The organism is Candidatus Borrelia fainii (genome assembly GCF_027925085.1).
Lineage (GTDB): Bacteria > Spirochaetota > Spirochaetia > Borreliales > Borreliaceae > Borrelia > Borrelia turicatae.
On record NZ_AP027070.1, the window covers coordinates 550576 to 574655 of the forward strand.

Annotated in this window: 19 protein-coding genes; 15 read left to right on the forward strand and 4 right to left on the reverse strand. The window is 30.7% G+C overall.

Annotated elements, in window-relative coordinates; all coding sequences use genetic code 11:
* The first annotated feature begins 7 nt into the window (after positions 1–7).
* From rpoC to QMG63_RS02590, 10 genes are all read left to right on the forward strand, one after another.
* Complete coding sequence (gene rpoC, locus QMG63_RS02545; RefSeq protein ID WP_281861437.1) at positions 8–4141, forward strand: DNA-directed RNA polymerase subunit beta'; 4134 nt, start codon at positions 8–10, stop codon at positions 4139–4141.
* 62 nt (positions 4142–4203) lie between these two features.
* Positions 4204–4578, forward strand: coding sequence for a 30S ribosomal protein S12 (gene rpsL / locus QMG63_RS02550; protein ID WP_011772336.1), 375 nt, complete (start codon positions 4204–4206; stop codon positions 4576–4578).
* 15 nt (positions 4579–4593) lie between these two features.
* Positions 4594–5067: a 30S ribosomal protein S7 gene (rpsG, locus tag QMG63_RS02555; RefSeq protein ID WP_281861440.1), complete on the forward strand. Its 474-nt coding sequence runs from the start codon at positions 4594–4596 to the stop codon at positions 5065–5067.
* A gap of 74 nt (positions 5068–5141) precedes the next feature.
* Entirely contained in the window at positions 5142–6161 is a 1020-nt protein-coding gene (locus QMG63_RS02560) for a BMP family lipoprotein (protein WP_281861441.1), read from the forward strand.
* A 34-nt stretch (positions 6162–6195) separates the two neighbouring features.
* Positions 6196–7227, forward strand: coding sequence for a BMP family lipoprotein (locus QMG63_RS02565; RefSeq protein WP_281861442.1), 1032 nt, complete (start codon positions 6196–6198; stop codon positions 7225–7227).
* Positions 7228–7392: 165 nt separating this feature from the next.
* A complete protein-coding gene (locus QMG63_RS02570) occupies positions 7393–8463 on the forward strand; it encodes a BMP family lipoprotein (RefSeq protein WP_281861443.1) in 1071 nt (356 codons plus the stop codon).
* Positions 8464–8498: 35 nt separating this feature from the next.
* Positions 8499–9512, forward strand: coding sequence for a BMP family ABC transporter substrate-binding protein (locus QMG63_RS02575; protein WP_281861444.1), 1014 nt, complete (start codon positions 8499–8501; stop codon positions 9510–9512).
* 277 nt (positions 9513–9789) lie between these two features.
* Positions 9790–11214: an MGH1-like glycoside hydrolase domain-containing protein gene (locus QMG63_RS02580; protein ID WP_281862083.1), complete on the forward strand. Its 1425-nt coding sequence runs from the start codon at positions 9790–9792 to the stop codon at positions 11212–11214.
* Between the two features lie 54 nt (positions 11215–11268).
* On the forward strand, positions 11269–12630 hold the full coding sequence (gene mgtE / locus QMG63_RS02585) for a magnesium transporter (RefSeq protein WP_281861445.1): 1362 nt from the start codon (positions 11269–11271) through the stop codon (positions 12628–12630).
* A 62-nt stretch (positions 12631–12692) separates the two neighbouring features.
* Positions 12693–13112 carry an HIT family protein gene (locus QMG63_RS02590; RefSeq protein ID WP_281861447.1) on the forward strand — a complete coding sequence of 140 codons (420 nt, stop codon included), beginning with the start codon at positions 12693–12695 and terminating at the stop codon, positions 13110–13112.
* Positions 13113–13253: 141 nt separating this feature from the next.
* On the opposite strand, the gene QMG63_RS02595 is transcribed toward QMG63_RS02590, so the two are convergent.
* Genes QMG63_RS02595 through QMG63_RS02610 form a run of 4 tightly spaced genes read right to left on the reverse strand, consistent with a single transcriptional unit; the run spans position 13254 to position 16777 of the window.
* The gene (locus QMG63_RS02595; protein ID WP_281861448.1) at positions 13254–13727 is read right to left on the reverse strand and encodes an S-ribosylhomocysteine lyase; all 474 of its coding nucleotides are present in this window, start codon (positions 13725–13727) and stop codon (positions 13254–13256) included.
* On the reverse strand, positions 13724–14893 hold the full coding sequence (metK, locus tag QMG63_RS02600; RefSeq protein WP_281861450.1) for a methionine adenosyltransferase: 1170 nt from the start codon (positions 14891–14893) through the stop codon (positions 13724–13726). Before metK ends, QMG63_RS02595 begins: the two co-directional genes overlap by 4 nt.
* Positions 14894–14911: 18 nt before the next feature.
* Positions 14912–15625, reverse strand: coding sequence for a 5'-methylthioadenosine/adenosylhomocysteine nucleosidase (locus tag QMG63_RS02605; protein ID WP_281861451.1), 714 nt, complete (start codon positions 15623–15625; stop codon positions 14912–14914).
* Positions 15626–15637: 12 nt separating this feature from the next.
* On the reverse strand, positions 15638–16777 hold the full coding sequence (locus tag QMG63_RS02610; protein WP_281861454.1) for an HD-GYP domain-containing protein: 1140 nt from the start codon (positions 16775–16777) through the stop codon (positions 15638–15640).
* Between the two features lie 130 nt (positions 16778–16907).
* Between QMG63_RS02610 and QMG63_RS02615 the strand changes: the two genes are divergently transcribed.
* From QMG63_RS02615 to QMG63_RS02635, 5 genes are read left to right on the forward strand one after another with little or no spacing between them, the layout of a single operon-like run.
* A complete protein-coding gene (locus QMG63_RS02615) occupies positions 16908–17687 on the forward strand; it encodes a hypothetical protein (protein WP_345741250.1) in 780 nt (259 codons plus the stop codon).
* Complete coding sequence (gene gltX / locus QMG63_RS02620) at positions 17656–19179, forward strand: glutamate--tRNA ligase (protein WP_281861457.1); 1524 nt, start codon at positions 17656–17658, stop codon at positions 19177–19179. The genes QMG63_RS02615 and gltX overlap by 32 nt, the downstream gene beginning before the upstream one ends.
* Before the next feature lie 31 nt (positions 19180–19210).
* Positions 19211–20548 carry a glycine--tRNA ligase gene (locus tag QMG63_RS02625; protein WP_281861459.1) on the forward strand — a complete coding sequence of 446 codons (1338 nt, stop codon included), beginning with the start codon at positions 19211–19213 and terminating at the stop codon, positions 20546–20548.
* Positions 20545–21765 carry a tyrosine--tRNA ligase gene (gene tyrS / locus QMG63_RS02630; RefSeq protein ID WP_281861461.1) on the forward strand — a complete coding sequence of 407 codons (1221 nt, stop codon included), beginning with the start codon at positions 20545–20547 and terminating at the stop codon, positions 21763–21765. The genes QMG63_RS02625 and tyrS overlap by 4 nt, the downstream gene beginning before the upstream one ends.
* Before the next feature lie 10 nt (positions 21766–21775).
* Positions 21776–24064: an AAA family ATPase gene (locus tag QMG63_RS02635; RefSeq protein WP_281861463.1), complete on the forward strand. Its 2289-nt coding sequence runs from the start codon at positions 21776–21778 to the stop codon at positions 24062–24064.
* The last annotated feature ends 16 nt before the right edge of the window (positions 24065–24080 follow it).

Here is a 24080-nt window from a genome sequence, read left to right on the forward strand (position 1 = left end):
GGGTTTTATGAAAGAGATAAAAGATTTTGAAAAGATAAGAATAAAGATAGCATCTCCTGATCAAATTAGGAGTTGGTCTTATGGAGAGGTTAAAAAATCTGAAACTATTAACTATAGAACTTTAAGACCTGAGAAAGATGGTCTTTTTTGCGAGAGAATTTTTGGAACTACTAAAGAATGGGAATGTTATTGTGGAAAGTTTAAGTCAATAAGATATAAAGGTATTATTTGTGATCGTTGTAATGTTGAGGTGACTCATTTTAAAGTTAGACGTGAGAGAATGGGGCATATTGAACTTTCAGCTCCTGTTGCTCATATCTGGTATTATAAATATATTCCTTCTAGAATTGGTCTTTTGCTTGATATTACAGCTTCTAATTTAAACTCTATTCTTTATTATGAAAAGTATATCGTAATTGAGCCAGGTGATACTGATCTTAAAAAGATGCAGCTTTTAAATGAAGATGAATACTCTGAAGCAAAAGAGAGATATGGGATGTCTTTTAGTGCTTCAATGGGTGCTGAGGCCATTAAAACTTTACTTGAGAACCTTGATCTTGATGAACTTTCATCCAAGCTTAGACTTCAGATGATTGATAAAGATGATAAGACAGATAAGAAACTTTTAAGACGTCTTGAGATCATTGAAAATTTTAAAGTTTCTGGAAATAAACCAGAATGGATGATTATGGATGTACTTCCTGTTATTCCTCCAGAAATTAGACCGATGGTTCAGCTTGATGGTGGAAGATTTGCAACTTCTGATCTCAATGACCTCTATAGAAGAGTAATAAATAGAAATAATAGGTTGAGAAAACTTTTGCTTCTTAATGCACCTGAGATTATTGTCAGAAATGAAAAAAGAATGTTACAGGAATCAGTTGATTCTCTTTTTGATAATTCTCATAAGAGAAAGGTTGTGAAGGGTACATCCAATAGACCTCTTAAATCTCTCTCTGATGCACTAAAGGGTAAACAAGGTAGATTTAGGCAAAACCTTCTTGGAAAGAGAGTTGATTATTCAGGTCGTTCTGTAATTGTTGTGGGACCTGAACTTAAACTACATCAATGTGGTATTCCTGCAAAGATGGCGCTTGAGCTTTTTAAACCATTTGTAATTAGAAAATTGATTGAGAGTGAATCCGTATTTAACATAAAGCGAGCAAAGAGTCTAATTGAGCAAGAAGTAGATGAAGTATGGCAGATTTTAGACAATGTTATTAAAGAACATCCTGTGCTTTTAAACCGTGCCCCAACACTTCACAGGCTGGGAATACAAGCTTTTGAACCAGTGTTAGTTGAAGGGAAGGCAATTAAATTACATCCTCTTGTTTGTCATGCATATAATGCTGACTTTGATGGTGATCAAATGGCTGTGCATGTTCCTTTAACACCTGCAGCACAGGCTGAAAGTTGGGCATTGATGTTATCAACTAATAATTTGTTAAATCCTGCAAACGGACATCCTATTGTGTTTCCATCTCAAGATATTATATTAGGTCTTTATTACTTAACTATGGAGAGGAAAAATGTAGTGGGAGAAGGGCGTAAGTTCTCTAATTTCAATCATGTTCTTCTTGCAATTAATAATAAAAGTTTAGACTACAATGCACGGATTTATGTAAAGGTTGATGGTAAGTACATAGAAACTACCGCAGGATGTGTTGTATTTAACGAAGCTTTACCAGGAAAGATTTCATTTGTAAATAAAACCCTTAGCGATTATGAGTTACAGAATTTGATTTCTGAAGTTTATGTTGTGTATGGTTCTTCTATTGTAATTGAGATGTTGGATATTATTAAAGAGCTTGGTTTTAAATATGCTACTAAATTTGGATGTACAATAAGCATGAGCGATATTATTGTGCCTGAAGAGAAAAAAGTATATGTGGATAAGGCTAATAGAGAAATTGCAAAAATTCAAAATGATTATACCAAAGGTGTTATTACTGGAGAAGAGAGATACAACAATGTTGTTTCTGTTTGGTCAAAGACAAATGAAGAACTTACCAATAAGATGATGGAAATTCTTAAAAAAGATAGAGATGGATTTAATGTGATTTATATGATGGCTGATTCTGGTGCTCGTGGGAGTAGAAATCAGATAAGACAGCTTGCAGGAATGAGAGGATTGATGGCTAAAACCTCTGGAGATATTATTGAACTTCCAATTATTTCTAATTTTAAAGAAGGGCTTTCTGTTATAGAGTTCTTTATCTCTACAAATGGTGCAAGAAAGGGGCTTGCAGATACAGCTCTTAAGACAGCGGATGCCGGATATTTAACGCGAAGATTGGTAGATATTGCTCAAGATGTTGTTGTTAGAATAGAAGATTGTGGAACTATTAATGGTATAAAAGTTGAGGCTTTAAAGAATGGTGAAGAAATAGTTGAGCCTTTAAGAGAAAAATCCGTTGGTAGTTATTCAATTGAGAGAATAAAAAGTCCTATTACAGGAGAGATTATTTTAGATGTAAATGAAGAAATTACAGAGGATAAGATAAAGTTATTGGAAACTGTTGGTATTGACAGTCTTGTAATTAGATCTGTTTTGACTTGCGAAGCTGAGCATGGAGTTTGTCAAAAATGTTATGGGCGTGACTTTTCAAATAATAAGCCTGTTAATATTGGAGAGGCTGTTGGGATAATAGCAGCTCAGTCAATAGGGCAGCCAGGAACACAGCTTACCATGAGAACTTTTCACATTGGGGGAGTTGCACAGGCTGGTAGTGAAGATGATAAGATTGCGCTTAAAAACTCTTTCATTCTTAATGGACTAGAGGGATTTAATGTGCAAGTTGATGGAGGATTGCTTTTTACAAGAAAAGGAACTTTAAGAGTAATAAATGTTATTTATGAAGAAGATATTAAGAATATTAAAGAGATTAAGGTATTAGATTCTCAAAAGGTAATTAAGGGAATGCCTTTGTTTACAAGCAAGGATGGTATTGATGTATTATCATCTCATATTGGTTATGTTAGAATTAAAGATAACAAGCTAATGATTGTCTCTGAAGAGCAAGAGATATCTTTAAAGACTGGTACGAAACTTGAAGTCAATGTGGGTGATTATGTTGAGGCTGGGCGTGTAATTGGAACATTTGATCCATTTGCGGAACCAATTATTGCTGAAGTTAGGGGAAAAGTTAAATTTAAAGATATTATTTTAGGAACAACTCTTAAAGAAGAAATAAACCTTGAAACGGGAAATATTGAGAAAAAAATCACGGATCAAGTTTTTGAGTCTCTTGATCCTAGGATTTTAATTATTAATGATAGAGGAATTGAGATTGCATCTTATGTTCTTCCTGGAGATGCTTATTTGCAAATTGAGGATGGACAAGATATTGATATAGGTGATATCATTGCTAAACTTTCTAAAGGTTCTGAGAAAACTCAAGATATTACTGGTGGTCTTCCTAGGGTTAATGATTTATTTGAGACAAGGATTCCAAAGAATTTGACTGAGATGGCTAAGGTAAGTGGAATTGTTCAGTTTAAAGCGATTCAAAAAGGTAAAAGACTCATTAATGTTTTAGATGAGTATGGAATTGAGCATAAGCATTATATTCCTGCTGGGAAACATCTTTTAGTTAGGGATGGAGATGTTGTTAAGGCTGGAGATATGCTTTGTGATGGAAGAATTAATCCTCATGATGTCCTTGAAATTCTTGGTGGAATTAGTTTGCAAGAATTTTTATTAGCAGAAATTCAAGATGTTTATAGAAAACAGGGTGTAAGTATTAATGATAAGCATATTGGTGTAATCATTAAGCAGATGATGAAGAAAGTTAAGATTGTATCTGTAGGTGATACTAATTTTGTTTATAATCAAAAGGTGGATAAGCATACTTTTTATGAGCAAAATAAAAGGGTAATTGAACAGGGTGGTGAGCCTGCAGTAGCTAGTCCAATCCTTATTGGGATAACAAAGGCATCCCTTAATATCGATTCATTTATTTCAGCTGCTTCTTTCCAAGAAACGACTAAAGTTTTAACAGATGCTTCAATTGCAGGTAGTGTCGATGATCTTAAAGGTCTTAAGGAGAATGTTGTAATTGGACATTTAATTCCTACCGGAACAGGTATGAATTTATATAAAAGAGTTAAGGTAAGGGAAAATTCAAGCTCTGAAATGTAGCTTGAAAATAAATTATATATTTGATACCATTTATTGGTAAAATTAGGAAAAAGGGAGCATAGATGCCTACAATCAATCAACTAATTAGGAAGCCAAGAAAGAGTCAAAAAGAAAAGACAGCATCTCCTGCGCTTCAAAATTGTCCTCAACGAAGAGGAATTTGTACTCGTGTAATGACGGTTACACCTAAGAAACCTAATTCAGCTTTAAGAAAAGTAGCCCGTGTTAGGCTTTCAAATGGATTTGAAGTAACAGCTTATATTCCAGGGATTGGTCATAATTTACAAGAGCATTCAGTTGTTTTAATTAGAGGTGGACGAGTTAAAGATTTGCCAGGTGTTAGGTACCATATCATCAGAGGAGCTAAGGATACTCTTGGTGTTAATAATCGGAAGCAAGGTCGTTCTAAGTATGGAACTAAGAAACCAAAAGCTTAAAGAGGTATAAATTGTATGTCAAGAAAGAGTAAAAAAATTAAAAAAAAGGTCTTTAAAGATTCTAAGTATAATTCTCAAGTTATTGCTAAATTTGTGAATAGAATGATGTATGATGGAAAAAAATCCATCAGTGAAGCCATAGTTTATAATTCAATTGATATTCTTGCAGAAAAAACTGAGGAAGTTGATAAGGTTGCTGCTTTTAGTAAGGCTTTAGATAATGTTAAACCATTAATAGAGGTTAGAAGTAGAAGGGTTGGTGGTGCTACTTATCAAGTTCCAGTTGAAGTTAGAGAGGAAAGGCGTGAGGCTTTGGCAATGAAGTGGATTATTGCAGCTGCCAGAAAAGCAAGTGGAAAATCAATGCAAGAAAAATTGGGAAATGAACTTGTTAATTCTTATAATTCAACAGGTGTTGCTTTTAAAAAAAGGGAAGATACTCATAGAATGGCAGAGGCGAATAGAGCCTTCACGCATTACAGATGGTAATCGTAAAATACCTTTTTAATACATATTATTGTGAGGTTTGTTGATCTTAGATATAATTGATCGAGGGTGTCTATATGTTAAAAAAGGTTTTTTTATTTTTTTTTCTTCTAGGTTGTTCAGGTTCACAAGATCAAGATCAAGCTTCACTTTCTAATACTATTTCTGTCATTGTCGATGGGACCTTTGATGATAGAGGTTTTAATGAAAGTTCTTCCAATGCAATGACTCAAATTAAAGAAGAGTTTAAAGTTAATATAATTCGGAAAGAATCCAAGGTTTCTGATTATTTAGCAGATATTGGAGGATTGGAAGAAGGTGGTTCTAGTTTAATTTGGGGAGTTGGTTTTAAGTTTACAGATACGTTTTTGCGAAAATCTCTTGAAAATACCAATGTGCATTATGGAATTATTGAAGGTGCTTACTCAGAGGATGTTGAATTACCCAAAAATTTAGTGAATGTAAATTTTAGATCTGAGGAAGGAGCGTTTTTAGTTGGTTATTTAGCTGCTAATGCATCTAAAACGGGTAAAATTGGGTTTTTAGGTGGAATGGAAGGTGTAGTTATTAATGCATTTAGATATGGATATGAAGCTGGTGCTAAATATGCAAATAAGAATATTGAGTTAAATTCCCAGTATGTAGGGACATTTTCTGATATCTCTCTTGGACATTTAATGGCAAGTAAGATGTATGCTTCTGGGATTGATATTATATTTACAGCAGCAGGACTTTCAGGTCTTGGCGCTATTGAGGTTGCAAAAGAGCTTGGAAATGGACATTACATTATTGGTGTTGATCAGGATCAGTCATATCTTGCACCTGATAATGTACTTTTATCATATGTTAAGAGGGTTGACGTAGTTATGTTAGATTTGATGAGATCTTATCTAAATTTTGGCAAGTGGAATGGTGGAGACAACTTAGAATTTGGACTTAAAGATGGAGCACTTGATTTGATTCTTAATAAATCAATAAATTTAAATTTAATCGAGGATTATGATTTTCTTTCAAAAATTAAAAACAAAATAGTTGGTAATGAGATTAAAGTTCCTAAAGACGAAAAATCTTATAGTGACTTTATTGTTAATCTGTGACATAAGAGCTAATATAACTATGAGGAGTTTTTATATGAATAAATTCATAATGTTCATTTTTGTTGTGTTAGCTTTTTTAGGTTGTGAAAAACAATCATTGACTTCTAAATCTTTGGCAAAGCCCATAATTTCTCTAATAGTTGATGGAACTTTTGATGACAAATCATTTGGTGAGGATGCTTGGAAAGGTGCTCAAATGTTAGAAGGAGATTTTGGAGTTGAGATTATTGGTAAAGCTTCAACAAGTACTGCTTATGCTAGTGATTTAGAAGATCTTAAAGATAAAGGTTCTAGCATTATCTGGGGAGTTGGTTTTAGACTTCAAGAAGCTACTGAGCAGGCTGCTGCCCTTAATAAAGGTGTTAATTATGGAATTGTTGATGTTACTTATGAGGGTGATATAAATTTGCATGATAATTTGCTTGGCCTATCATTTAAAGTTGAAGAGGCTTCATTTTTAGCTGGGTATTTAGCTGCTAAGACATCTAAGACAGGTAAGATTGGGTTTTTAGGTGGAATGGAAAGTGTAGTTATTAATGCATTTAGGTATGGATATGAAGCTGGTGCTAAATATGCAAATAAGAATATTGAGTTGAATCCCCAGTATGTAGGATCGTTTGTAGATTTATCTTTAGCTAGGACTATTGCTTTAAATATGTACAAAGATGGTACCGATGTTATATTTATAGCAGCAGGTCTTGCAGGTCTTGGTGCTATTGAGGTTTCAAAGGAACTTGGGGATGGATATTATATCGTTGGAGTTGATCAAGATCAGTCGCATCTTGCACCTGATAATGTTTTAACGTCAGTTGTTAAAAATGTTGGGAATTTTATTTATGAAATAACAAAGAATTATTTGGATACAAATGATTTTGATGGTGGAAAAGTATTAAAATTAGGACTTAAAAACGGTTCCGTAAGTATTATTAAGCATGATTTCATCAAAAATGATATTAAAGTCGAGATTGAAACTATAGAAGATAAAATAGTTAATGGCGATATTTCAGTTCCAAGTAATCTTGATGGATATAATAAGTTTTTAGATATTCATAATCTATTGAATTGATTCCTTGCTTAGAGAAAGGCAATTTCATTAATTTTGATTTTTTTTAAATTTACCTTTACTTTATGTAAGGTAAGTTTTGATGTTTATAACTTATTGTTGTTTTTGTTGATAGTTTTTTTAAAATTAAAAAATGTTTAAAGCTATTTTATAAGGAGAGGGTAGGTTGTGTCAAAAAATTTATATTTTATAATTTTATTTATTTTATTGTTTGTATCTTGTTTTTCTTCAAAAAAGTCTTCTTCTTTTGTTGATAAACAAATTATTATGGGAATCATGTTTCCAGGTAATTTTGATGATAAAGGATATTTCCAAAATGCTTTTGAGGCTGCCGTTAAAATAAGAAATGAATTTGGAATGAAGCTTATTCCAAAAGTTTTAACACCTTATCCTGTTGAAGGCAAAAGATTAATGACAGCTAGTGAAGTATTAGAAGAAGATGTTTACACAGTGCAAAAGGATGGTGCCAATCTTATTTGGTTTATTAGTGCTCATTTTTCAGATTCTGCCTTAAGACTTGCTCATGAAAATACAAATATTTTTTATGGAATTATAGATCCTTTTGGTTATGATGATAATAACTTAATTCCTAAGAATTTTTTAGCTATTAATTTTAAAGCTGAGGAAGGATCATTTTTAGCTGGTTATCTTGCTGCTAAGATGAGTAAAAGTAATAGGATTGGATTTATAACTGGTGTTAAGATTAAGTATGTTGAGAGATTTTTAGTTGGCTTTAGAGCAGGGGCTTTTTATGCGGAACCTAAAACAAGAGTGATTGTAAATAGAGTTTTAGATGAATTTAGTGGAGCTTCTGGTAAATCTGTTGCCGAGCATATGTATATTGAGAATGGCGTTGATGTTATTTTCCCTGTAATGGGTCCTGCTGCACTTGGTGTTTTTTCTGCTGCAAAGAAGCTTGGAGCTGGTCATTACGTTATTGGGATTAATAAGGATCAGTCACCCCTTGCACCTAAGCATGTTATTACTTCTGTGCTTAAGAATGTTGGAAAGGCAGTATATAATTATTCATTGGATGCTATAAAAAGACACAAATTTAATGGTGGTAGGATAATCGAAGAAGGAATGAAAGAAGGCGTTATCGATATTGTCAAAGATCCTAATATTATTGGCAATGATTTATTTGATACCATTACAAAGCTTCAAACTGAGATAGTTAATGGGAAACTTATTATACCTTCTACTGACCATGAATTTGATTTATTTAAGGCAAGATTATAAATTTTTAATTAGATTGGTTTAAAGGGAGATATTATGTGAAAAATTTATTTTTAATTTTATGTATTTTGTGTTGTTCATGTTTTAATTCTAAACTTGATAGTAATTTTGCTAAGATTGCCGTTTTGGTTGATGGGGTCTTTGATGATAAGACTTTTAATAAGGGTGCTTGGGACGGTGCTAAAAAAGTAGAAAAAGAATTTGGATTAGAAATAGTCATGAAGGAATCTAGTTCAAATTCTTATTTAGATGATCTTGAATCATTAAAAAATAGTGGCTCAAATTTTATCTGGTTAATTGGATATAAGCTTAGTGATTCTGCTATTATTGTTGCTTTAAAAAATCCAGAGATTAAATATGTAATTATTGATCCTGTTTATGATAGTGATTTGGTCATCCCTGAAAATTTGTCAGCCATAACTTTTAGAAATGAAGAAGGAGCATTTTTGGTAGGTTATATTGCAGCTAGGATATCTAAGACGGGTAAAATTGGATTTTTAGGTGGAGTTGATAACACAATTGTTAATGCATTTAGGTATGGGTATGGAGCTGGTGCTATGTATGCAAATAGGAATATCAATATTGATAATAATTATATTGGCAGTTTTGTTGATATTGATACTGGAAGAAACATGGCAAATGAGATGTATGCAGATAAAGTAGACATTATTTATCATGTTGCGGGTTTAGCTGGAGTTGGAGTTATTGAGGCTGCTAGCAATTTTGGAGATGAGTCTTATGTTATTGGAGTTGATCAAGATCAGTCACATCTTGCACCTGAGAGTGTAATTACATCTTCAATCAAAGATATTGGACGAATTTTGAATATTATAATTTCTAATTACTTAAAAACTAATGCTTTTGAAGGGGGCCATATATTAAATTATGGATTAAGAGAGGGCTTTTTAGATTTTGTTAAAAATCCTAAGATGATTTCTTTTAAGCTTGCAAAGGAATTAGATAATATTTCTGAAAAAATAATTAACAGGAAGATTGTTGTTCCAAATAATGAGAGTACTTATAATAAATTCCTGAAAGAATTTGCTAATTAGTTTTCATTTTTAGGTAATTTTTGCGCAATATATTTTCATTTTTAATATCAATTAGGCTTGGGTGATTATCGTTTAAGCCTCAGTTTTTTTAATTATTTTAAGTTACATCAATCTGTTATTGCAATATATAGTTTTGACTCATTTATTTTGCTTTGATATTGCTTAGCTTTAAAATTGTGTTTAATATTAAAATTTTTGGTTTTCAGTCTCATTTTGTTATTATTATAATGTATAATAAATAGGAGTTGATTGATATTTGTTTTCAGAGGTTCGAGCATTGAATAAGAGTGTTTTTCCCAAAATTTACTATTACGATCAGGATTTTATTGATATTTATAATAAGAGTCTTTCTTGGATTCGCGACAAAATTGTTTTTTCTCAAGCTTTAGAGAGGGGTAGAAAGGATAAAAACTATTATTCTGAAAACCTTGAGTTTATGGATCAACTTCAAGCTTGTCTTTCAAGCTTTTTTCTTGTTTATAGTAATGGAGAATATTCCCCCACATCTACTATTGATAAATTTTATGAACTCCAAGAAGCATCTGGTGCAATTAGAGCTCGTTATGACCGCAATAATAATATTGTTCATATAGAAGGAAATGATGATGGTATTGGCTTGCCTATTTTTGCTTGGGTTGAATACAATTTATATCATAAAACAGGCAATAAGAAACGTATCTGTGATGTTTTACCAGTTCTTGATAAGTATTATAAGTGGATAGAGAAAAAGTTTTTAAAATCAAATGGCCTTTATTCAATTGATATGAATAAGATTTTTTATAAAAATTCTCCCAGAAAGGGTGCTTATTATCCAATAGATTTTAATTCATTTCAGGTACACAGTGCATATTGTATTGCAAAGTTGGCAGACATATTAAACGATAAAAATTTATCTCTCGAGTATAAAAAAAGATTTTTTTCTCTTAAGGCTAAAATTAATTCATTAATGTGGGATGAAAAAGATGGTTTTTATTATGATCTTGATATTAACGAAAATATTGTTAGGTGTAAGGCAATAGTAGGATTTTTACCACTGCTTTCTGAAATTCCAAGTGAAGATAGAATAGAGAGAATGATTTTTTATTTAAAAAGTCATGAACACTTTGGAACTCCAAATCCTTTTCCTACTCTTTCAGTTACTGATCCTAGCTTTAATTTAGATGGAAATGGATATCATGGTTCTGTGTATACTTATATGAATTTCTTTGTTATTAAAGGACTTGAATATTGTAGACGTGCAAATATTGCAAGAGAATTTACCATAAGACATTTGTATTATATATTAGATACTCTATTGCCTGATGGCAAAGTTAAGGGACATGTTTGGGAGGCTTATAAGCCAATGAAAGAGGGACCTGCATACTTAGATGTTGAGAAAAAGATTCTTCCAGAAAAGGATGTTATTTGTTATCTTGCACTTTTTAGTATTAGCCTGATGATAGAAAATATTATTGGACTTACAATTAGTCTGCCCGATAAAACAGTCTATTGGAATATTCCTGCTCTTGAAGTTATGGGAATAGAGAGTTTATCACTTAAAAAAAATCAAACCACAATTATATGTAATAAGGGCAAGAGGGGCTGGGAGATCAAGATGGAATCTGAAAAACTTTATTACTTTACAATAAACATATTGAATAAAAAAGAAAAGACTCTGCCTATACCTTCAGGTAGATGTTCAATGCTTTTAGATAAGCTTTAATTAATAATTTGACTATAAACATTTATTCAAAATTAAAATCTTGGAGATATTGATATGATAGATGTTGTATTTTTAAAAACCTTGCTTGAAGAGAAGAAATATTCTGACATAAAGGAAGAGCTTTTAAAATACGATGCTTTTGATATTAGTGAAGCTTTAAAAAAACTTAATGGTTCTGATTTGATTTTACTTTATAGATTCCTCCCCAAAAAAGTTGCTGTGGAAGCTTTTTCTAATTTTGATCAAGGTACAAAAAACAAATTGGCTAATTCCTTTACAAACAGAGAAATAAGAGAAATGATAGATGAATTAAATCTTGATGATGTTATTGATCTCTTAGAAGAAGTTCCAGCAAATGTTGTGCAAAGATTTTTAGCAAGTTCTACTGAGGAGAATAGGGAAATTATTAATAAATTTTTGTCTTACAGCGATGACTCTGCTGGTTCAATTGTGACGATAGAATATATTGAGCTTAAAGATTATTTTTGTGTTGGAGAAGCTCTTGATTATATTAGAAAGGTTGCAAAAACTAAGGAAGACATTTATACCTATTATATTACAGATGAAGAAAAACGGTTGAAAGGTGTTATCAAAATTGAAGATTTGATGTTGTCTGGTGATGATGTTATTATTTCTGCAATAATGAGGAGTAGCGGATTTTATATTGTGAAAGTTAGTGATGAAAAGGAAGATGTTGCTCTTCTTTTTCAAAATCATGATATCTCAAGTGTTCCTGTTGTTGATAATGAAGGGCGAATGATAGGAGTTATTATTATTGATGATATTCTTGAAGTTATTCAGAGTTTAAATACTGAAGATTTCCAGATAATGGCCGCAGTTACTCCTTTAGGTAAGTCTTATCTTGATACTTCTATTTTTGATATGACAAAAAATAGAATAATCTGGCTTTTGATTCTTATGATATCTTCTACCCTAACTGCCACTATAATCACTAATTATCAGCATTTGGTTTTGTCTTTGGTTATTTTAACTAGCTTTATTCCACTTTTAATGGATACTTCGGGTAATGCTGGTTCTCAGGCATCTGCATTGATTATTCGTGAACTTGCTCTTGGGACTCTTAAGGTAAAGGATTTTTTCAAGGTGCTACTTAAGGAAGTATGTGTTAGTATTCTAGTTGGTTCAATTCTTGCTAGTATTAATTTTTTAAGAATTGTGTTTTTTGTAATTCCTGAGAATAATGAGAAATTCAAAATAGCTTTTGTTGTTTCTGCATGTTTAATGATAGGGTTGATGGTAGCAAAAATATTAGGAGGGCTTTTACCTATTTTAGCCAAGTTTATAAGAATAGATCCAGCTTTAATGGCTGGACCTTTAATTACTACTATTGCTGATGTTGTTACCTTAATTGCTTATTTTAATATAGCAAGATTAGTATTAACTAATTATTTTTAAGTATGAGCTATTTTTAGTAAAATTAAAGGTAAGATTAAAACAAAATTAAATTGGAGACGATTTTGAGTGGTTGTATTTTTTGTAAGATAGTAAAAAATGAAATGTCCTGTTATAAGGTCTATGAGGATGAGTTGGTGCTTGCTTTTCTCGATGTTAATCCTTTAAATATTGGACATACTCTTGTTATTCCAAAACAGCATAGCAATGATGCTCTGGATATGAGTGACGAACTTAATGGACAAATATTGAAGGTTTGTAAGAAAGTAGCGCTCTCTTTGAAAAAGTTAGGTTCAAATATTTGTAATGGAATTAATATTTATAGTGCAATTGGCTCTGACTCGGGACAAGTTATTTTTCATACTCATTTTCATGTGGTTCCAAGATTTAAGGGAGATAATTTTGGTTTTACAAGGGGCAGTAATATTGAACTTTCAGGAGATGAGTTTTTAGACTTATCTAAACAGATAATCCAGAATATTTGAGATTTTTTCTTAAAATGAATTTTACAAAAATTTGCTACATAATTTAATTATTATGTCTTTTAATTTTTATTACATGTTGTAGAGTATTTTACTTAAATTTTTTTAAGATATGATATTTTTAAATTGTAAATAAATTTTACTTTAAGGATATGTTAAGTTTTCTTCTTTTATGTTAGCCAGTATTGCTAAATATTGATTAGACTCATATTTTGCCATGTTTAGATTATGATCTTGGTAATTTCCACATTCCTTTTCAGTTGCTCCTATAATATTTCCTTGAAAATTTGCAATTTCATGAAAAAGCCAAGATATTAAATCAATTAGATCTTTGCTTTCATAATTACCCAAAAGGATCAGGTAAAATCCAGTCCGGCAACCCATTGGTCCAAAGTATAATATTTTATCGCTCCAGACTTTATTGTTTCTAAGTAATGTTGCTCCTATATGTTCAATTGTATGCATTTCTGCATTGTTAATTACAGGTTCTCTATTAGGGGCTTTCATCCTAATATCTACAGTAGTGAATGTTAAATTATCAAATATATTTTTTCTTGAAATATATATGCCAGGTTTTAGTTTTGTGTGATCAATTGTAAAGCTTGGTATTTTATTCATATTTTAAACTCCTTTTTTATTGTGTCTACAAGATCTAATTTTTCCCATTCTAGTTCATTTTTTCCAAAATGTCCGTATGTGCATGTCTTAGAGTAAATGGGCTCTCTTAATTTTAATTTTTTAATTATGCCGTTTGGGGTTAGGTCAAAGTTATTTATGATGAAACTTAATATTTTTTTTTCATATTTGTTATCATTTATACCTGTAGTTATTTTAATGGATATTGGATTGGGGATTCCAATAGCATAAGCAAGTTGCATTTCAAATTCTTTAGAAATTCCTGCTGCCACCATATTCTTAGCAATGTATCTTGCCATGTAAGCTGCTGATCTGTCAACTTTAGTAGCATCTTTGCCGCTATAAGCACCACCACCATGTCTTGCAAATCCGCCATAACTGTCAGCGATAATTTTTCTTCCTGTAAGACCCGTATCTCCAGTAGGCCCTCCGATGACGAATTTGCCTGAGGGATTAATATAATATTTGATGTTTTCATCAAGCATTGATTTACTTTGAAGGGTAGGTTTGATAATTTTTTCAATGATTGTTTGTCTTAGAAAATCTTGGGGAATACCTGGATCATGTTGATGAGATACAACAATATTATTGACTCTAATAGGATTTTTATTAGAATCATATTCAATGGTAACTTGGGATTTTGCGTCGGGGCGTAGCCATTTAATTTGACCTGATTTTCTAAATTCGCTAGCTTTTTGCAGGATTAAGTTAGATAATTCGTATGCTATAGGCAAGAAATTTTCAGTTTCATTGCATGCATAACCAAAAATTATTCCTTGATCACCTGCTCCTATATCGTTTGTATCTTTTTTATCAACCGCATTTGTGATGTCAATTGATTGAGAGCCAATAGCATCAATTATTGTAGCAGATTTGTAATCAAGCCCATATTCTATATTTGTGTAACCAATATTTTTTATTGTTTGTTTTGCAATTTCTTTTATATTTATTTCTTTTTTTGCTTTGCTGCTTATCTCTCCTGCTATGATTATTAAATTTTGTGAAACTAAAGTTTCACATGCGACTTTAGCCATTTTATCTCTTTTAAGTATTTCATCAAGTATAGCGTCAGAAATTTGATCCGCAATTTTATCGGGATGTCCTTCAGATACGGCTTCAGATGTTGATGTTAAATTATTATTGAGCATATTGTCACCTTATTTAAGTTATATGAGTTTAATTAATTCCTTTACTATCTTAGCTGAATTTATTGATGCATCTTGTAAAAATTTATTAAAGTCTATGTGATTATCCTTGATATTTGGTAGATCAGATACAGAGCGAGTAACAATAAAAGGTATTTTGAATGTGTGTGCTACTTGGGCAATTGCAGCGCTTTCCATTTCTACAGCTAAAGCATCTGCAAAGTTATTTTTAATTTCTTCTAATTGTTTTTTATCTCCAATAAATTGATCACCTGTAAGTATTAGACCAATATGAACACTAATATTTTTAAGTGTATCTTCAATAATATTAACAACTTTGTTTAATAAATTTTCATCCGCTTTAAATTTTTGTGGAAAGCCTGGTACTTGTCCTATTTTATGTCCAAATTTAGTTAAGTTAAAATCATGAAATGCAGTCTCTGATGATACTATGATGTCTGTTATTTTAAGATCTGCAGATTCTTTAAGCCCACCAGCAGTTCCTGAGTTGATTATGTGAGTGATTTTATATTTTGATATAATGTAGCTATTCCACATTGCAGCATTTACTTTTCCAATGCCAGTAGTTAAAGAGATTACCTTGTGACCTGCAATTTCTCCCTTATAAATTTTCTTCTCACCTGAATAATCATTTAATATAATTTCTTCTTTTTTTTCGATAATTTTATTTATTTCTATCGATTCTTCATCCATTGCAGATGTTATTAAAATCATACTTTACTCCTTTTATATTTCTTTTAATCCATATTTTTTTGAAATAAATTCTATTTCATCTTGTCTTAGTATTTTTTTTATTCCTGTTTCTGTTTTGGGTATGGACTTGACATAATTTTTATTTTCACTAGGAGGTACAATTTTGCCATCTTTTATTATATATTTTATATATGGAACATTAACATTATCTTCGTTAATTTTTGTTATTTTGGCAATTGAGTTGTCATTGAGTTCAACAATAAAATCTAAAGGACATTGGGAGAGAACCTTAATTATTAATTTTAAAACTCTTTTATCAAATTTCTTATTAGCGTCTTGTATTAGTTCGATGAGGGATGCACCAGAATTTAAAGCCCCTTTATATGTTCTATCTAGAAGGATAGCGCTGTATGCGCTAGCAGCACCTATTATATTAGACTCGATGTTTATATTTTCACTTTTAAGTTTATTAGGATATCCTGAACCATCTAAATTTTCTTTATGATTTAGTATTGCTGAGCAGATAGATTGTGAAAAATTAGTTGTTGAGAGTATTTTATGACCAAGTACGGGATATTTTTTTATTACTTCAAATTCTTCGTTACTTAATTTTTCTTTTTTTTCACTTATTTGCAAGGGGATAAATAGAAAACCTATTTTGTGCAAAATAGCTATTGTGCAAAGTTCAACCATTTTGTGATTATTTAGATTCATCTCGTTTCCGAGTGCTACGGTTAGTATTGCGGTATTTATTGAGTGAACAATATGATAATCGGATAGGAGTTTAGGTACTTTCATATATTTTATGAATGTTTGTTGATTTTTTTTGTAAAATTCTATTACCTTTTTGACGACTGGAAGGACGTCTTGATAGTAAATTTTTTTATTTTTCTTACAACTTTCATATATTTCTTCTAAATTACTTATTAGTATGTGATAGTTGGCAATTGATTCTTCATCATATTCTACATTAATAAGCTTTTTTGTTTCTTGTATTAATGTCTCATTAAAGAACGTTCTTTGTATTTTGAGTTCACCCTTTAAGTCCCATTTTTCAATAAGTTCAGTGTTTACAGGTTGTAAGAGCGAGTTTTGAGGCCATACTAAAAAGTTTTTGTCTATTATGTACGAAAAATTCTTTAAATCTTTTGCCAGGTTATCAAAATTTTTCATTTTCCCCCTCAAGCTGCAAACTTAATAATAAGCATCTATCGCATATTATTTATTAATTGTCTATCTATTTAGTATAATACTACATGTATACATTAATTTTAACATTGAACTTTATTATAAGAGATCTTTAATGGTTGACAGAATACTTTTTATTTTTAATATCATATTTTTTGTTGCTTTTTTGTATTTTGTTTATTTATTAGAAATTTTCAAATTTTCAAATTTTTTAGACTTTATTTTTTTACATTGTTCTTTTATTTTAACTTTTATTGTATTTATATTTATTTTTAATATTGTTTATTCTAAATTTTTATATTCAAGATTATATTTTATGTTGAATGGCATAGATGATACTTATACTTTTTTAAAGCTTAAGATACTGCGCAAAACACTTAAGAGTGTGTTTGATATTTCTCTTCTTTTAAAAATAATTTTAATTAAACAAGATAAAAATAGTCTTGACGAGATTTATTTTTATTTAAAAGATACTAAAATGAGTAATAAGGCAATCATGGAACTTTATTCTATATGTGTTAGTTTTAGGGATAAAGAGAAAGCTTCTGGTTTAATTGCTAATCATGCATATAGTAAAAATAAATGGTTAAGGTATTGTGTGGCACTTAATACTATTGCCGATAAAGATTATGAAAAGTTGATTAATGAAATAAACCTTTTAAAAAGGTATTTTTTAAGAGGAGATCCTATTTTTACAGTTTATTTTTATTATGTCTTAAAAAGATCAAATTTAGAGTACCAATTGGTTGAAAAAAATAGACTTGAGATACGAGATAAATATTTTAAATATAAAGATCGACTAAATGTTAAGCATACAAGGTTGCTTAATTCAAACTTATTTTTTGTAGTGTTTTACTACATTTATGATATTTCAAAAAAGGATATTTTTTACTAAAAGAGGTTATGTTGTGAATATAAGAGTTAGATATGCACCCTCTCCAACTGGTTTTCAGCACATTGGGGGAATTAGAACAGCTTTATTCAATTATTTTTTTGCTAAATCTTGTGGTGGAAAATTTTTACTTAGAATAGAAGATACGGATCAAACTAGGTATTTTAAAGAAGCAGAAGAGGATCTGTATCAAAGTTTAGAGTGGCTTGGCATTGATTTTGATGAGGGTCCTACTTGTGGTGGTCCTTATGCACCTTATGTTCAGTCAAAGAGAACAGAAATATATCAAAAATATGCTAAACAATTGGTTGAATTGGGAAATGCTTATTATTGTTATTGCACGCCTGAGAGACTAGAGAGAATTAGAAAAATTCAAACTGTTAACAAGATGGCACCAGGTTATGATAGACATTGTAGAAATTTAGGTAAAAGTGAGATGAGGGATGTTTTAAGTTTAGGAATCACTCCTGTTATTAGATTTAAAATTCCTCTTGATGGGGAGACTCATTTTAATGATATTTTACTTGACAAAATTACATGGGCAAATAAGGATATTAGTCCTGATCCTATTCTTCTTAAATCCGATGGGCTTCCAACTTATCATCTTGCGAATGTTGTTGATGATCACTTGATGGAAGTTTCTCATGTATTAAGAGCTCAAGAATGGATTTCCTCAGGTCCTTTGCATGTACTTCTTTATAGTGCTTTTGGATGGAATCCCCCAATTTATTGTCATTTGCCAATGGTTATGGGAAGTGATGGGCAAAAATTAAGTAAAAGACATGGTGCTACAGCTTTAAAACAATTTATTGATGATGGGTATCTTCCAGAAGCCATTATTAATTATATTACTTTGCTTGGTTGGTCTTATGATGATAAGAGTGAATTTTTTACAAAAGATGAACTTCGAAGATTATTTTTTATTGAGGGAGTCAATAAATCTCCTGCTGTTTTTGACTATAATAAATTAGATTTTTTTAATAGCCATTATATTAGGGAGAAAGGAAATAATGAGTTGGCCAAACTTATAATTCCATTCTTGCAAAAAGCAGGCTACATTAAAAAAGATATTAATTCTTCTGATGAGCAAAAATTAATTCTTTTAGTTTCTCTAATAAAGCCAAGAATTAGAAAACTTAGTGAGTCTGTGACGATGCTTAAGTTTTTTTATGAAGATATTAAAACGTGGAATTTAGATGATTTTTTAGGTAAGAAGAAAACAGCAGGTGATATTTATTTGCTCTTAGAAAAGATTAAGCCACTATTAGAAGGATTTGAAACAAGAATATTGTCTGAAAATGAAAAAATTTTTTATAATTTTGCTAAGGAAAATAATCTAAAAATGGGAGAAGTACTCCTTCCAATTAGAATCGCAGTTCTTGGAAGTAAGGTATCACCGCCTCTTTTTGATTCTTTGCAATTACTTGGTAAAACTAAAGTTTTTAATAGAATAAATCAAGCACAGCAATTTTTGAAAAGACATGAATGTAAATAAGTGTTTGGAATAAATTTTTAGGATGTTTAATATGATTAAAATAGAAGATATTATTTCGCTTGCTAAGAGAAAAGGGTTTGTATTTCAATCCTCCGAAATTTATGGGGGTCTTTCAGGTGTATGGGATTATGGACCTTTGGGTATTGAGCTTAAGAAAAACATACAAAAAGAGTGGTGGAACACCATGGTTTACCTACATGAAAATGTGGTAGGATTGGATAGTTCGATTTTAATGAGATCTGAGGTTTGGAAAGCGTCAGGACATGTTGATAGTTTTTTAGATTTATTAGTGGATTGTAAAAATTGTAAGAATAGATTTAGAATAGATTTTATTGATTTGTCTAATGGTTGTTCTAGTTGTAATTCTAAGGGTACGTTTACAACTCCACGAAGTTTTAACTTAATGTTTAAGACTAATATTGGAGCTGTTGAGGATAGTTCTAATGAAATTTATTTAAGGCCAGAGACTGCTCAGGGTATTTTTGTTAACTTTCGCAATGTATTAGATTCTACAAGACTTAAAGTTCCTTTTGGTATAGCTCAGGTTGGTAAGGCATTTAGGAATGAAATAGTAGCTAAGAATTTTATATTTAGGACTTGTGAATTTGAACAGATGGAAATGCAATTTTTTGTACATCCTAATCAGATGGATGATTGGTATTATTATTGGAAGCAAAAGAGAATGAATTTTTTTATTGAAACTCTTGGAATAAAATCTGATAATCTTAGGTTTAAAGAACATAAAGGAGATGAACTTGCTCATTATGCTAAAGCTGCAGTTGATATTGAGTATAAATTTCCATTTGGTTTTCAAGAAATTGAGGGAATTCATAATAGAGGTAATTACGATTTGTCTCAGCATGCAAAGTTTTGTGGTAAGCCTAACTTGTTTGAATATCATGATTTAACAAGCGGTGATAAATATATTCCTTATGTTATTGAGACGTCTCTTGGACTTACAAGAAGTGTTTTAATGACTCTTTGTGATGCTTATGCTCATGAAGAACTTAAGGGAGAAGGTAAACGAATAGTTTTGCGTTTGCATCCTAAACTTGCTCCTTATAAGGTTGCAATACTTCCTCTTGTAAAAAAGGATGGACTTCCTGAACTTGCCAGAAAGGTATTTATGCAGCTTAGCGACGATTTTTATATGTTTTATGATGACAATGGTACGATAGGCAAACGTTACAGGCGGCAAGATGAGATTGGTACACCTTATTGTGTAACAGTAGATTATGATACTATTGAGAATAAAACGGTTACTTTAAGGGATAGAGATAGTATGGCTCAAGTAAGGATTCCTATCGATGATTTATATTCATATATTAGAACTGAAATTCTAAATTATAGGGGAGTTACAAATAGATGAATTTTGCCTTAGGGATTTTGGAAAAGAGAGGATTCTTAAAACAGTGTACAAATTTGGAAGCTTTAAGTACATTAATGGATAAGGAGAGAGTAGTTTTTTATGTTGGTGTTGATGCTACTTCTACTTCTTTGCATATTGGACATTTGATTCCTTTTATGGCAATGGCACACCTTCAAAGGCAAGGTCATACCCCGATTGCTTTGGTTGGTGGTGGAACTACAAAAATAGGAGATCCTTCAGGTAAGGATTCAATGCGAAAAATCTTATCAAAAGAGGATATAGAAAAAAATGTTAAGGCAATAAGAGCACAATTGCTTAAAATAATAGATTTCAGTCGCGGATATATCCTAGATAATTCAGAATGGCTTGATAATATTAATTATATTGAGTTTTTAAGAGATATTGGGGTTTGCTTTTCTGTTAATCGTATGTTGGGTTTTGAAACTTATAAGAGAAGAATTAAGGATGGTCTTTCGTTTATTGAGTTTAATTATCAACTTTTGCAATCATATGATTTTTATATATTAAACAAAATTAAGAACTGTAAACTTCAAATTGGGGGCGATGATCAATGGGGAAATATTGTCTCAGGGGTTGATTTGGTTAGGAAAAAATTGGGAACAGAAGTTTTTGGACTTACATTGCCGCTTATTACAAGAAGTGATGGTAAAAAGATGGGCAAATCAGAAAAGGGAGCAGTCTATCTCGATGCAGAGCTTTACAGTGTTTATGATTTTTATCAATATTTTAGGAATGTTCCTGACTTGGATGTTAAGAATTTTTTGTATTTATTTACTTTTTTAGGCGATGATGAAATCGAGCATATATCAAGTGTTAAAGGGTATTTGTTAAATAAGGCAAAAGAAACCTTGGCATTTGAAATAACAAAAATTGTTCATGGAGAAGATGCAGCTTTAAAGGCATCCTCAGCAGCTCGAATAGCATTTAAAGGAGGTGAAGGGGATAGAGCAGATATTCCTTGCTTTAAATTGGCATTAGATAGTTTAAAAGGAAGTATTTTATTAATTGACCTGATGGTTCTCTCTAAAGTTGTATCTAGTAAATCAGAGGCTAGGCGGCTTATTAATTCTGGTGGAGTTTATATAGATAAAGTAAGAATAGGGGAGCAAGATTATTGTCTTAATAAGGATAATTTTATCAATGGTGAAATTGAACTTAAAATTGGCAAGAAAAGGATTTTGAGGGTTATTTTGTAGTTGGTGTTTTATGTATAACAGAAGAGCTTTAAATAATTTGTTTTTTAAATCATTTCTGTTTTTTATGCAACGTAAGCATCTTGTTTTTACTGAAGAGCATATTTTTTACAGTTTAATTAGCGATGAAAAAATTAAAGAGTTGCTTAGTTTATGTACACTTGATTTTTATAGTTTTAATAAAATTTTGGAAAAGTTCTTTGAACAGCTTCCTTTAAGAGATTCTGATATTTCAGATTATCTTTTTAAGATGAATGATTTATATCAAGGAATAGTCAATACAATTTTTTATTATAAGAAGCCTTATAGGTTGCAAGAGAAAGATTTGTTATGGGTATTAATTAGGAAAAGAAAAAATATAATTTTAGATGCTTTATTAAAATCGGGTTTTAGTTTGACTATCTTTGACAAGATAATTGAAGTTTATGATTACTTAGGTTCAGACTTAGATTTAAACTCTAGTGAAAATGAAAAATTTATTGCAAATGATCTTTTCGGTAAAGAGATGGATAAGGATGGAGGTTTGAGTATTTTTGAAGAAGGTTATTTAAAGTTAGAGCAAAGTGATGATTTGTCTGATAATGATAATTTGGTTGAAGATTTTTTAGTTAATGTTATTGATAGTTTAGATCCAGGCTTAGATAAAAACCCTTTGGTTGGCCGTGAGGAAGAATTATGCGAATTGATTCAAGTAATGCTTCGTAAATATAAGAGTAATCCAATTGTATTTGGAGAGCCTGGAGTTGGAAAGACAATATTATTGCAAGGACTTGCTTATATGATCAAGGTAGGCCAAGTACCTCAGGAATTGGTAGGTTATGAGGTTTATTCCCTTGATATTGGAAGACTTATATCTGGAACTCGGTATAGAGGAGATCTTGAAGATAGAGTAAATAAACTTTTGGATTTTTTATATTTAAAAAAAAAAGTAATTCTTTTTATTGACGAAATTCATATGATAGTTGGAGCTGGGGCTACGTCTTTTAGTAACATAGATGTTTCAAATTTGTTAAAGCCTATATTAACTTTAGGTAAAGTAAAATTAATTGGTGCTACTACCAAATATGAATATCAAAAATTCTTTTTGAAAGATAAAGCTTTAATGAGAAGATTTCATAGCATAGAACTTAAAGAACCAAGCTTTAAGGATACTTATCTTATTTTAAAAGGGGCTAAGGAACAATATGAAAAACATCATAATGTGGAGTACACAGATGAGGCCATATGGGCTTCAATTACTATGTCTAAGTATATTAAAGACAGATTTCTTCCCGATAAAGCTTTTGACCTATTAGATGGTCTTGGGGCTAAATTAAAACTTGAGGGTAATAAGAAAATTATAACGGGCGATGATGTAAAAATTTTTGTTAAATCCATGATTGGAACTAATGTTTTTAATTTTGATGATTATGATCAAAACTTATTCATTAATCTTGAGCGTAAAATAAGAGAGAGCATAATAATTGATGAGAATGTTTTATCTGATTTGATATTAAACATCAAACTTTTAAGGATTAAATTTCTCTTAAGAAATAATACTCTTGGTATCTTCATTTTGATGGGTTCTTCTGATGTAGATAAGAATAAGCTTTCATGTATTTTATCAGAAGAACTTAAGATACCTAAATTGACTTTGGGACTGAGTGAATATGGTGATTTTGATGGTATTAATAGGTTAATAGGACCTGTATATGGATCTGAATCTTATGATGAACCTACTAAGTTTTTTAAATTTTTAAGTAAATCTTCAAGTTCAATTATTGTCCTTTCTGATTTTGATAAATCTTCCAAGAGGGTTATAGATTTTTTTTTTGAAGGATTTAATACGGGTAGGCTTTTTGATAGTATTGGTAGAAGTGTAAGTTTATCAAATAGTATAATAATACTAGATATTGATATAAAACATAGGGAATTTGATTGTATTGGATTTAAAACCGAAACAATCGATGCTAGAAGTTTACTAGAGAAACGTTTTTCTACTCAGTTTTTGGACCTTGTGGATCATATTTTTTTCTTTAAGTCTGTGGATGAGGACGATTTTGAAAAAATTATTATTGAAGAGATGAATAATTTTGTTAAGATACTAAAGAATGAAAAATTCGATGTTTTTTTTGAAGAAAATATTGTCGATTATTTTCAAAATAAGACTTATAGAAGTGGGCTTGGCATTAAGAGTGTACGTAAAATTGTGCTCAAGGAAATTGGAGGTTTATTAATCAATGACATGATTTCAAAAAAATTCAAAGAGAATGATAAGATTAGAGTTTACCTGGACGAGACAATAAAATATGAATTGTTGTAAACCCATGATTATAAGG